The organism is Paenibacillus lycopersici (genome assembly GCF_010119935.1).
GTDB lineage: Bacteria > Bacillota > Bacilli > Paenibacillales > Paenibacillaceae > Paenibacillus_Z > Paenibacillus_Z lycopersici.
In genome coordinates this window covers 6,062,116-6,073,479 of record NZ_CP048209.1, presented here as the reverse complement: position 1 = coordinate 6,073,479, position 11,364 = coordinate 6,062,116, and the positions used below count along the sequence as shown (strand labels likewise).

At 60.8% G+C, this 11,364-nt stretch carries 7 protein-coding genes; 5 read left to right on the top strand and 2 right to left on the bottom strand.

Annotated elements, in window-relative coordinates; translation table 11 throughout:
• Nucleotides 1-43: 43 nt before the first annotated feature.
• Complete coding sequence (locus tag GXP70_RS26610) at nucleotides 44-1,870, top strand: ABC transporter ATP-binding protein (RefSeq protein WP_162360697.1); 1,827 nt, start codon at nucleotides 44-46, stop codon at nucleotides 1,868-1,870.
• Between the two features lie 394 nt (nucleotides 1,871-2,264).
• Here the strand turns inward: GXP70_RS26610 and GXP70_RS26605 are convergent, their stop codons facing one another.
• Nucleotides 2,265-3,677 (bottom strand): MFS transporter, encoded by a 1,413-nt coding sequence (locus GXP70_RS26605; protein ID WP_162359605.1) that lies wholly within the window; start codon nucleotides 3,675-3,677, stop codon nucleotides 2,265-2,267.
• A gap of 274 nt (nucleotides 3,678-3,951) precedes the next feature.
• Nucleotides 3,952-4,527: a TetR/AcrR family transcriptional regulator gene (locus GXP70_RS26600; RefSeq protein ID WP_162359604.1), complete on the bottom strand. Its 576-nt coding sequence runs from the start codon at nucleotides 4,525-4,527 to the stop codon at nucleotides 3,952-3,954.
• Between the two features lie 199 nt (nucleotides 4,528-4,726).
• Between GXP70_RS26600 and GXP70_RS26595 the strand changes: the two genes are divergently transcribed.
• The 4 genes from GXP70_RS26595 to GXP70_RS26580 all read left to right on the top strand — a co-directional run bounded on the left by GXP70_RS26595 (nucleotide 4,727) and on the right by GXP70_RS26580 (nucleotide 10,968).
• On the top strand, nucleotides 4,727-6,214 hold the full coding sequence (locus tag GXP70_RS26595; protein ID WP_162359603.1) for an aminoacyl-histidine dipeptidase: 1,488 nt from the start codon (nucleotides 4,727-4,729) through the stop codon (nucleotides 6,212-6,214).
• Nucleotides 6,215-6,765: 551 nt separating this feature from the next.
• The gene (locus GXP70_RS26590) at nucleotides 6,766-8,811 is read left to right on the top strand and encodes a glycoside hydrolase family protein (protein ID WP_225442908.1); all 2,046 of its coding nucleotides are present in this window, start codon (nucleotides 6,766-6,768) and stop codon (nucleotides 8,809-8,811) included.
• Nucleotides 8,808-9,974 carry a NosD domain-containing protein gene (locus tag GXP70_RS26585; RefSeq protein WP_162359601.1) on the top strand — a complete coding sequence of 389 codons (1,167 nt, stop codon included), beginning with the start codon at nucleotides 8,808-8,810 and terminating at the stop codon, nucleotides 9,972-9,974. Before GXP70_RS26590 ends, GXP70_RS26585 begins: the two co-directional genes overlap by 4 nt.
• Nucleotides 9,975-10,782: 808 nt before the next feature.
• The gene (locus GXP70_RS26580) at nucleotides 10,783-10,968 is read left to right on the top strand and encodes a DUF4177 domain-containing protein (protein WP_162359600.1); all 186 of its coding nucleotides are present in this window, start codon (nucleotides 10,783-10,785) and stop codon (nucleotides 10,966-10,968) included.
• Nucleotides 10,969-11,364: the final 396 nt, after the last annotated feature.

Sequence of the window (11,364 nt, the reverse complement as noted above, 5' to 3'; positions counted from 1 at the left end):
CAAGGAAGGCCGGCCATCCGGCGGCGCGCAGCAGCCTGCCGCCATGCCGCCGATGAATATGCCGGGCCGGGGCGGTCCGATGGGCCGAGGCGGAGGCCCTGTCGTCAAACCGAAGAACATGAAGGCGACGCTGAAGCGGCTGTGGTCGTATTTCGGCAATGAACGCCGGCTGCTCGCCGGCATTTTCCTGATCGTGCTTGTCGACTCGCTCGTCGTGCTCGCGTCGCCGTATCTTATCGGCGCCTCCATCGACGCGATGACGGCGCAGGACGGCGGAGGCGTCGACTTCGGCACGCTCGAGATCGCGCTGATCGCGCTCGTCGTGTCGTATATCGCGGACGGCGGCCTGACGTTCCTGCAGGGCTGGCTGATGGCGGGCACGTCGCAGCGCATTGTCGGCCGGCTGCGGGCATCGCTGTTCGATAAGCTGCACAAGCTGCCGATCCGCTTCTTCGACACGCGGACGCACGGCGACCTCATGAGCCGGATGTCCAACGACATCGACAACGTAAGCAATACGGTCGCGCAGTCCGCCTCGCAAGTGATGTCGGGCTCGATCGCCATCGTCGGCGCGCTCGTCATGATGCTCGTGCTGAGCCCGCTGCTGACGCTGGCGAGCTTGATCACGGTGCCCGCGGTGTTTTTTCTTGCCCGCGCGATCGCGCGCTCGACGGCGCCGCTGTTCAAGGAGCAGCAGAGCAAGCTGGGCAAATTGAACGGCCATGTCGAGGAGACGATTAGCGGCATCCAGATCGTCAAGGCGTTCAACCGCGAGGAGAAGGCGATCGCCGAATTCGACGCCGTCAACGACGAGCTGTGCCAGGTCGGCATCAAGGCGCAGATCCGTTCGGGCTTCCTGATGCCGATCATGAACGTCATCAACAACCTCGGCTTCGCCGCCGTGGCGATCGTCGGCGGCTTGCTCGCGGTCAACGGACACATCACGGTCGGCGTTATCGCCAGCTTCCTCAGCTATTCCCGGCAATTCGTGCGGCCGCTTATCGACCTCGCGAATTTGTTCAACGTGCTGCAGTCCGGCGTGGCCGGCGCTGAGCGGGTGTTCGAGGTGCTCGACGAGCAGGAAGAGCCCGCCGATCCGCCGGGCGCCGTGGCGCTGACGAACACGCGCGGGCGCGTCGTGTTCGACAACGTGAGCTTCGGGTACCGGGAAGACCGGCCGATTCTGCGCGACGTCAGCTTCGCCTCGGAGGAGGGAACGAGCACGGCGCTCATCGGTCCGACGGGCGCGGGGAAGACGACGATCGTCAACCTCCTGACGCGGTTCTACGACGTGACGGCAGGCTCGATCACCATCGACGGGCGGGATATCCGCGATTACACGAAGGACAGCCTGCGCCAGGCGTTCGGCATCGTACTGCAGGATACGTATTTGTTCGCGGGCACGATCCGGGACAATATCAAGTACGGCAAGCCGGATGCCACGGACGCGGAGATGGAACGCGCGGCCGCTCTTGCGAACGCGCTGCCGTTCATCCGGCGGCTGCCGCAGCGGTTCGATACCGCGCTGTCCGAGAACGGCAGCAACCTGAGCCAGGGCCAGCGGCAGCTGCTCGCGATCGCGCGGGTCATTCTGGCCGATCCGTCCATTCTTATCCTGGACGAGGCGACGAGCAGCATCGACACCCGGACGGAGCTGCATATCCAGGACGCGCTGAAGGGCGTGCTGCAGGACCGCACCAGCTTCGTCATCGCCCATAGGCTGAACACGATTCGGGACGCGGATACGATCATGGTCATCGCGCACGGCAACATCGTGGAACAAGGCTCGCACGAGGAACTGATGAAGCGTCAAGGCGTGTACCACGAGATGTTCTCGAATCAGTTCGGCGCGGTGCTCATCGACGGATAGCGGCAAAGCTCGAGCTAGCCTGCGGTTAGCGTAACGTTCGGAGCTCGTTGGCATTCGAGTGGCAGGCCGGGCGGGCACAAGAAGAAGACGATCCAGGAAGCGCGTCGCGGCGCGGCTTGGATCGTCTTCTTGCGTGCGGGGCTACAAGGGCGGCTGCATTGCAGGCCGGCGGGTATGAGATTGGCAGCCATCTCGCGCCGGCCGCCCTTCGCGCAGCAGGGTTACTTGAACAAATCGACAACCGCCGGAGTTAAACCGGACTCGCTGCCGTCTGTCGGTACCGTACGCTCATTCTCGTCCGTCGCCGTCTGCCGGTACCGCATGTTCGCTCTCGTCCTTCGCCATCTGCCGGTACCGCGCGTTCGCTATCGTCCATTACCGTATGCGTCCATTGCTACCCAAGCTCGTTGGCGGCTTGCGGCTGGCGCGATGTCTGCTTTCTTCTGGCGTAGAAAGCGAGGACGCTGAGCACGCTGAGCAGCGTCATGGCGGCGCCGGTCAAGAGCGCCGGCACGATGTGGTCGCCGAAATCGGCCGGCGACTGGACGGCGGCGCCGGATTGGAACACGAGGCCGCCGATGGCGATGCCGAACACGCCGCCGAGCTCGCGCATCGCATTGTTCACGCCGCTTGCTTCGCCTGCGGCCGATTCCGGCACGGAGCTGAGGATGCCGTGCGAGATCGGCGTGAAGCTGAGGCCCATGCCGGCGCCGGCCATCATCATGAACGGCGCCATGTAGCCGAACGGGAAATCGACGCCGAGTTCGAGAATTTGCAGGCCGAAGCCGAGCAGCGCCCCGCCTTGGAGCAGCAGGCCGGTCAGCAGGACGGTGCGGGTGCCGAGCTTGCCGACCGCCAGACCGGCAAGCGGCGCGGCCACCATCGTGCAGCCGGTCCAGACCATCTCGCGCACCCCTGCCCCAAGGGCGGAATAGCCTTGCGCTTGCTGGAGGAACAGCGTGAGGAGGAAGATGGCGCAGAAGATGCCGGCGTTCATCCAGAAGCTGGCCAAGACGAGGCCGGTATATTTGGCGCGGCGAAACAGATCGAAGCGGATGAGCGGATTGCTGCGGCTGCGATTCCACAGATAGAACAGCGCGAGCAGCAGAGCGCCGCCGATGAGACAGGAGAGTACGAACGCGGAACCCCAGCCCTCGGCATTGCCGCGTTCAAGCCCGAAGACGATGCCGAATAGTCCGGCGCCGAGCAGCAGCACGCTGGGCAGGTTGATCGGCTTGCGCACGCCGTACGCTTCGGGAAGCCAGCGCAGGCCGAGCAGGAAGGCAAGGATGCCGACGGGAACGTTGACCCAGAAAATCAGCTGCCACGGCGCGCCTTCCACGATCAAGCCGCCGATCAGCGGGCCGACCGACAAGCCGAGACCGGAAATGCCGGACCAGATGCCGAGCGCGGCCGCCCGTTTCTCCGGAGGAAACGCGGCATTGACGAGCGTGAGGCTGAGCGGAACGATCGCGGCGCCGCCGACGCCCTGCAGCGCGCGGGACAGGATAAGCTGGATCGAGCTTTCGCTGATGCCCGATAGGGCGGAGCCGATCGTGAACAGCACGATGCCGGTCAGGAACATCCGCTTGCGGCCGAAGCGCTCGCCAAGGACGCTGAACGGAATAAGCAGCACGGAGAAAGCGAGCGTGTAGGCATTCATGAACCATTCCAGATCGGACATTGTGGCGTGAAACGATTCCTGGATGGCGGGCAGCGCGACGCCGATCACCAGATTGTCGAGCATCGCCATGAAGAGGGCGGCACAGGTGATGACGAGCAGTTTGACGCGTGACGAGGTAAACATGATAACACTCCTTTAGCATATTATTTATTAATAAATAAGTAATACCCGCAAAAAAACTGTCACTTTATTTATCGATAAATAAATGACAGGGCGAAAAACAAGCAGCGGAACGGGGAATAGACGAGATGCGTTTCCGCTGCCATTCATAATCCATACATTCATGCGGCTGCCGGGATCGGCATGCCGTGCTGCGAACGATGCGCACGACCCGCGTATCCAAGTCCGACCGGCTTTCGATCGGCACCGGCGAAGTGTTTGTTGTTCCGCGCTCCGATTATTCCTCGGGATTCGCCGGCGCGCCGAGACCCTTGAACGGTTCCGGATTCTTCTCCCGCCACCGGCACAGATGCGGCAGATTGAGCGTTTCCGACAGCGCAATCAGCAGGCCGTGGCCGATGAAGTTGCTTGCTTTGCTCTCCGCATCCTCGAGTCCGGCTTGCGTGAACCGGTTCACGACGCGCTCGTAAACCATCTCGAATCGTTCACGCGTAAGGTCGCGGATGACGGGCTCGGGCGTCGCATAGGCCATCATCGTCAGCAGGATTTCGTCCCGGTATTCGACGAGCAGTTCGACGAACGCCCTGCCCATCGTTTCCTGCAGTTCTTCCGGCGGTGCCTGCACGGAGGCGAACGCGTTCAGAATGCGCGTGTAGGCGCGTTCCAGCACGGCGAGATAGAGCGACTCCTTGGTGGCGAAGAAGTGAAATACATATGGCTGCGTAACGCCTACGGCCTGCGCGACCTTGGCCGTCGTCGTCTTGTAGTAGCCGTTCTCCGCGAAGAGCGTCGCCGCGGCATCGAGTATTTGTTCTTTGCGGTTGAGGGAAGCGTCGTCTTTGGGTGGGGTCATGTCGGCTGCGGCTCCTTAAGCGTTATTTATTGACTAATAAATAAATATCATAGCGGACAACCGGTTGTCAATCATTTCTTTTCTGGCTGCTGCATTTGGGCCGAAGCGGTTGAGCACTCGAGCGTTAATTGGCGTTTGGGCGCTCCGTGCGCTACACTGGTAAGAGCGATGAACCTTAATGTTGGGAGGACGTTTACATATGAACAATGAAGCAGGCCAAGTATATACGGGCGATTCCAGCGTGCTGCGGTTCTTCGAGCAGCTGTCCGCGATTCCGCGGGCGTCCGGCAGCGAGAAGGCGATCAGCGACTTCGTCGCGGCATTCGCGCGCGAGCGGGGCTGCACGGTGGTACAGGACGACCGCTGGAACCTTATTATCCGCAAACCGGCTGCGTCCGGTTACGAGTCCGCGCCGATCGTTATTTTCCAAGGTCATCTGGACATGGTGTGCGAGAAGAACAAAGCGACGGTCCACGATTTCGCGAAGGACCCGATCCGCTTCAAAATCGACGGCGACATGATCTACGCGGACGGCACGACGCTCGGCGCGGACAACGGCATTGCCGTGGCGACGGCGATGGCGATCATCGATTCGCCGGACATGGCGCATCCCGAGCTGGAAATTCTGCTTACGACGGAGGAAGAGACGAGCATGGGCGGCGCTTTCCATCTCGATCCGGCGCCGCTGAAGGGCCGCATGATGATCAACTTCGACTCCGACCGCGAAGGCATCCTGTTCGTCAGCAGCGCCGGCGGCATCAACGCGTTCCATTCGGTGCCGCTCGCCTGGCAGCAAGCGGACGCATCGACAGGGGCGCCGCATACGATCAGCGTGCAAGGGCTGATGGGCGGCCACTCCGGCGACGACATCATTCACGAGCGCGGCAATGCCAACAAGCTGCTGGGCCGGGTGCTCGACGACTTGCGCGGGCATGCGGATTTCGCGCTGGCGTGGGTGAGCGGCGGCGCGAAGGTGAACGCGATTCCGCGCGAAGCGGATGCCGCGGTGTACTTGAGCGAGGCCGGCAAAGCCGCGGCCGAGGCTCGTATCGCCGAGCTGAACCGCATCCTGAGGGACGAATTCCAGGCAAGCGACAAAGGCGTGACGGTGACGCTGCAAGCGGGCTTCGACGAGGGCGTCGGCGCGGCTGCCGCCGGCAAAGCGTTCACGGAGGACGTGAAGCAGGCCGTTATCCGCTTGTTGACGCTCATCCCGAACGGCGTGCTGAGCATGGACAAGGCGATCGGCAATCTCGTGCGCACGTCCTCCAATCTCGGCGTCGTCTCGGTTAACGACACGCATGTCGTCATGCAAAGCTTGGCGCGCAGCTCGATGCGCTCGCAAGTCGACGAGGTCGTGCGCACGATGCGGACATTGGCTGAGACGGCGGGCTGCGAATTCCGGACGGATCAATATTTCCCGGGCTGGCCCTACCGCGCGGATTCGAAGCTGCGTCCCGTCTTCCAGGAAGCGTACGAGAAGCGCTTCGGCAAGCCGATCGAGATCAAGGCGATCCATGCCGGACTCGAATGCGGCGTGCTGATCGAGAAGATGCCGGACCTCGACGCCGTCTCCTTCGGGCCGAACATGTACGAGATTCACACGCCCGACGAGCATCTGTCGATTTCGTCCGTGGAGCGGACCTGGCCATTCCTTCAGGACGTGCTGCGGGCGCTGAAAGGGTAAGCGGGCAGGTTCCCCTGGCGCGATCCGCAGCCTGGACTGCATGTCCGCAAGCGAGCGGCTGACCAAAATAGAAGATGAAAGTAACCGCCTTCGGTAGTTTTCGAAGGCGGTTTTTCGCGCTTATGCCGTCAGCGGCTGTTCACGCCGCGCGCGTTCTGCCGCATATTCGGGCAGGCAGCCGTGTTCCGCAAGTTAAAGGGACATGAGCAGGTTGTCGGCGAGTGACTTCCGGTATTATTCAATATTTCAGGCCGCAGCTTCAAGGATGGCTATATTTTCCCGAGCGCTGCCGCTTCCGCTCATTTATCCGCTGCCGCAGCGGTGCTTCATGACAGGAATTGTGAGGGGCGGCGTCAAAGAATAACAGGACAGGCCATTAAGACGAGGCGAAGACTGCAGAACGAGCGATTGCAGCGCAAGGAACGGCATGACACAACGACTGCAATGTAATGACTGCAGCGCCATGACTGCAACGCAATGATTGAAGCGCAACGACTGCAGCACAATGACTGCAACGCCATCAACCGCCGGGAGGGTTTCCATTGTCCAACGTGAACACGAACCTCAAGCTTGATGCCGGATTGTCGGCATTCATCGCAAGCCTCGCGATCGATTCGATCGGCCGGACGCAGCCGACCTCGGAGATTACGCGCCTCGGCGATAACGCCGCGAAGGTGAAGCTTTCTTTTGCACTGGATGAAGCGGTGGAACAGGACGACTGGCAGCTCGGCATTACGCCGGCCTTTCGGCCGACATTCCACTGGGCGCCGCATTTGACGCCGACCGATAACCATATCGTCGACCAGCACAGCTTCCGTTCCCCTGCGCTTATCGCGCATGATGCGGATCGTTGGCTCGCCGTCGTGCCCGATCTCGATATGATGCTCGGCGGAACGCCCGTCCGCTGGTACATGGACATGAACGCGCGGGACAATCGGCTGACCTTGGGCATGAGCCGGTATCAAGTGACCGAGCATGTGCTGTACGAGAAGGACAGCGGCGCGGCATACCCGCAAGGTACGGTCGAGTTCGGTTTCTACGTGCTGACGGGCGAGGGAGAGGCGTACACGGACAATCCTTGGCGTCCCGTGCTCGAGCTGCTGTGGAACCGCTGGGGCAGCCCGTTGTTCCGTCAAGGCGAACCGGTGGGCCATCCGCTGGAGCCGTATGTCGACCATGCCTACAACTGGGCGTTCAATACGTGGAAAGACGCCGTGTGGCAGCAGTTCGAGCTGGACGGCCGGACGGTCGGCGCGCCGGTCTTCATCGTCAACGTCACGCAGAGCCCGAATTATCCCGGCGTCGTGAACGAGCGCGAATTCCGTTCCGTCTGGAACCAGGCCTGGTTCAGCTCGCTCCGCTCGGCATCGGGCATGTACCGCTACGGGCAGGAGAAGGGCAGCCGCGAAGATCTCGAGCGCGCGCGGATGGCGAAGGAGCTGGCACTGTCGGCGCCGCAGCGCGAGGGGTTCTTCCCCGCGGTCATCGCCACCGAGATGGAGCGGATTGTCGTTGAAGGGAAGACGGTCAACCGCTCCAAAGGCTGGGGCACCGCGTTCTGGGGCAACTCCAACCGGAACCCCGTCACCCGCGATTCCCGCGAAGCGCCGTACCATGTGCTCGACATGAGCTTCACGTCGCTGCTCATGCTGCGCTGGTACGAGGAGCTGGAGAAGGACGAGCGGCTGCTCGCGTACGCGGTCCGATACGGCGACGCGCTGCTGGGCTTGCAGGACGAGAGAGGGTTCTTCCCTGCATGGCTCGATCCGAACACGCTGAAGCCGCTCGCCGTGCTGGCGGATTCGCCGGAGACGTCGATGTCCGTCACGTTCCTGCTGAAGCTGCACGAGATGACCGGGAGCGAGACCTATTTGACGGCGGCTTTGAACGCGATGGATGTCGTCGCCGAGGAAATCGTTCCGGCCGGCCGATGGGAGGATTTCGAGACGTATTGGTCTTGCAGCAGCTATGGCAGCGGTCATCTGGTGGACCGGAAGGTCGAGCGCAACAACATGTACAAGCAGTGCAACTTCTCGATTTTCTGGACCGCGGAAGCGCTTCTGGCCGCGTACCGGTTAACCGGGGATTCCCGTTACCTGAGGCTGGGCGAGCGATGCCTGGACGAGCTGCTGATGTCGCAGGCATCCTGGCAGCCGTCGTATATTTACGTCAGCGCGCTCGGCGGCTTCGGCGTCATGAACTGCGACGGCGAATGGAACGACGCGCGGCAAAGCTTGTTCGCCGAGCTGATTATCGAGTACGGCAAGCAGACGGGCCGCCAGGAATATATCGAACGGGGGCTTGCCGCGCTGCGGTGCGCGTTCGTCATGATGTACTGTCCGGAGAATCCCACGACGCAGGCGCAGTGGGAGCAGGCGCATCCGTTCTTCGGCCGGGAGGACTACGGCTTCATGATGGAGAACTACGGGCATGACGGCGTCGTGAACGATCACGGATTGGGCATCGGCGAGTTTACGATTTTCGATTGGGGCAACGGCGCGGCGGCGGAGAGCTTCCTCCGCATTCGGGATCACCACCGCGAGCTGCTGGAGCAGCACGGGATGATCGGCCAGACGACGGGGGGCGAAGTGCGATGAAGAGAGAACGGATGCTGGCACAAGCGGAACGGACGCTGACGGTCGGCGGACCGGAAGCCGACTTCGAAAGCTTCACCTCGGCGGCGATTCAGGCGGCCGTCAATGAACTGCGAAGATTCGGCGAAGGCGGAACAGTCCAGCTGAACGAGGGTGTCTACCGGATGATCGGCCCGGTCCGGCTGTATGACCGGATCACGCTGCAGGGACGCGGCGAGGCGACGGTGCTGCGCAAATCGGAGGGCGTGCGGACGAAGCTGACATTGGATGCGGACTATGGCGAGCTGCAGGCGGACGTGAAGGATGCATCCGGCTTCGAGGTCGGCATGGGCATTCAGGTGTACGACGAATCGCAGCATTGGGGCTGGGACGAGAGCAATGCGGTCATTACGCGCATCGAGGGCAATCGGCTGTACTTCGACCGCCACTTGGAGCGGGACTATCATGCGGACGACAACGGGACGCTGACGAACGCCTGCTCCGTCATCGAGGTGCTCGAGGGCAGGAACGTTCGGATTTACGATCTGAAAGTAGACGGCGCAGGCGAGCTGAACGAGCCGATCGGCGGCTGCAGGGGCGGCGGCATTTATCTGTACAAGAGCGGCGAGTGCCGGATCGAGAACGTCATCGTCGACGACTTCAACGGCGACGGCATCTCGTGGCAAGTCACCGAGCATATCTCGGTGCGCCATGCCACGGTGACGCGGAGCGCGGGATCCGGACTGCATCCGGGCGCCGGCTCGTCCCGCAGCGTCGTGACGGACTGCACGCTCGAACGGAACGGGCTTGCCGGCCTGTTCATCTGCTGGCGCGTCCGGTTCGGGGAATTCAGCCGCAACCGGATTTGCGACAACGGCAGCTACGGGATTTCGATCGGCCATAAGGATTCGTTCAACCTGTTCCAGGACAACGACATTTCGGGCAACGGAGAGATCGGCGTCATCTATCGGGGCGAGAAGCCGGGGAACGGCGCGAACGGAAACCGGTGGCTGCGGAACGTCATCGCGAACAACGGCGGAACCGAGAAGGCCGGTTACGGCATCTATGCGGTCGGCGTTGCCGAGGACAACGTATTCATCGGCAACCGGATCGAGGAATCGGCGGACGGCCGCCAGCGGACGGCCGTGAAGCTGGGGGATACGGTGCGCGGGTTTACGTTCGAGTAAGCACGGTAGAAACATGGGCGTGTGGAAGTGCGGTAACGTGGAATTGCCGGGACACGGAATTGCGAAAAGTCCGGAAGTACGGAAGCACGGAAGCAAGGAAGCACGGAAGCAAGGAAGCACGGAAGCGCGGAAGTGCGGAAGTGCGGTTGCACCGCTGTGGAATGAATGCGGGACGAGGCGATGAAGCCTCGTCCTGAGGCTGCCCGAGAAAGTTTGACGCCGTATGTGTTGAAACGATCGTCCTCACCCGGGTCTAGCGGACAGAGGTTCCGCTATTTTGGCAAGATTAGACTTTTGGGTTTAGCGATCGGACACAGGATTCGCTAATGCCCCAGAATGCCATTGAAAACATCCAAATCGGCCGATATAACGGATCTCCTGTCCGCCAACACACGAAAATACGCGATTATGAAGTGAATAACGGATCCTCTGTCCGCTTCCTTGTTTCGACGGACGTACCGCTACCGGCCGTCATGAAGACGGCTGGATCGCAACGGTTTGGGCAATTCAGTCCACGACGGCAAAGCGGCTGCTGAATCTGTCCGTGCTCTAAGGCTTAAGTTGTTATTAGCCTACTCTTCGGTTTGGGGCTGGTGCGCTTGAGCACTCGGTACCTGTCGTAGGGGTTCTCAATAGGTTAGGGACGAGGCGACAGAGCCTCGTTCTATTTGGGGCGTCCGCGAAACTTATGATGACTCTCCGCGTCCAAATATTGGATAATTGCGAAGGGGCAGGCTCGCTCGGAATTTTGCGGAGTTAGATCGGCACGGACCGAGGATTGCCATGAACGACAGGAGGAGGGCTATCCATGTATGAGTATATTTTTGTCGAGACGACGCTGGGGGGATTTTTCACCGAAGCCGACCATCACGAGAAGATAGCGGAGTATGCCAAACAAGGCTGGCGTCTCGTTCAGGTGCTGCCCACGCACTATAACGGCCACGGGAAACCGGAAAATTACGAAATCATATTTGAGAGGCCGTTGAAAGGGTAGGCGGAAACGCGTCTGACGGGTCAAGCTTCTGATGCTCCTCGTACGGCAGCATGAGGCCGTCGGATACAAATACCAATATGGTGTGGAATATGCTGTTCAGCGAATCTTGATTTCCATCTTGCTTGGAAAGGAAGGGGATTCATTGAGTAGAAGCAATGATTGCAAAACAGATTATATAAGAAAGGCTCAGGGAAAAGGGATGGAGTCGGTCGTTTACCTACCGCTCGAAGTTGCCCTTCGAATTCATTCACTGCTTGAATTGCAGAACAGGGCGTTGGTAGCATCCTCAGCCCTTGTTGATTTGTTAATTGCTAATCACGATAGTATAAGCTCAACGTCAAGAATCGATATGGAGACCATACAAACTAATGAAGTTGTCATAAAATCCGCATTGAG

Coding starts and splice junctions, on each gene's coding strand:
- GXP70_RS26605 (WP_162359605.1), bottom strand. CDS start 3,677: ATGTTTACCTCGTCACGCGTCAAACTGCTCGTCATCACCTGTGCCGCC.
- GXP70_RS26600 (WP_162359604.1), bottom strand. CDS start 4,527: ATGACCCCACCCAAAGACGACGCTTCCCTCAACCGCAAAGAACAAATA.
- GXP70_RS26610 (WP_162360697.1), top strand. CDS start 44: ATGCCGCCGATGAATATGCCGGGCCGGGGCGGTCCGATGGGCCGAGGC.
- GXP70_RS26595 (WP_162359603.1), top strand. CDS start 4,727: ATGAACAATGAAGCAGGCCAAGTATATACGGGCGATTCCAGCGTGCTG.
- GXP70_RS26580 (WP_162359600.1), top strand. CDS start 10,783: ATGTATGAGTATATTTTTGTCGAGACGACGCTGGGGGGATTTTTCACC.
- GXP70_RS26585 (WP_162359601.1), top strand. CDS start 8,808: ATGAAGAGAGAACGGATGCTGGCACAAGCGGAACGGACGCTGACGGTC.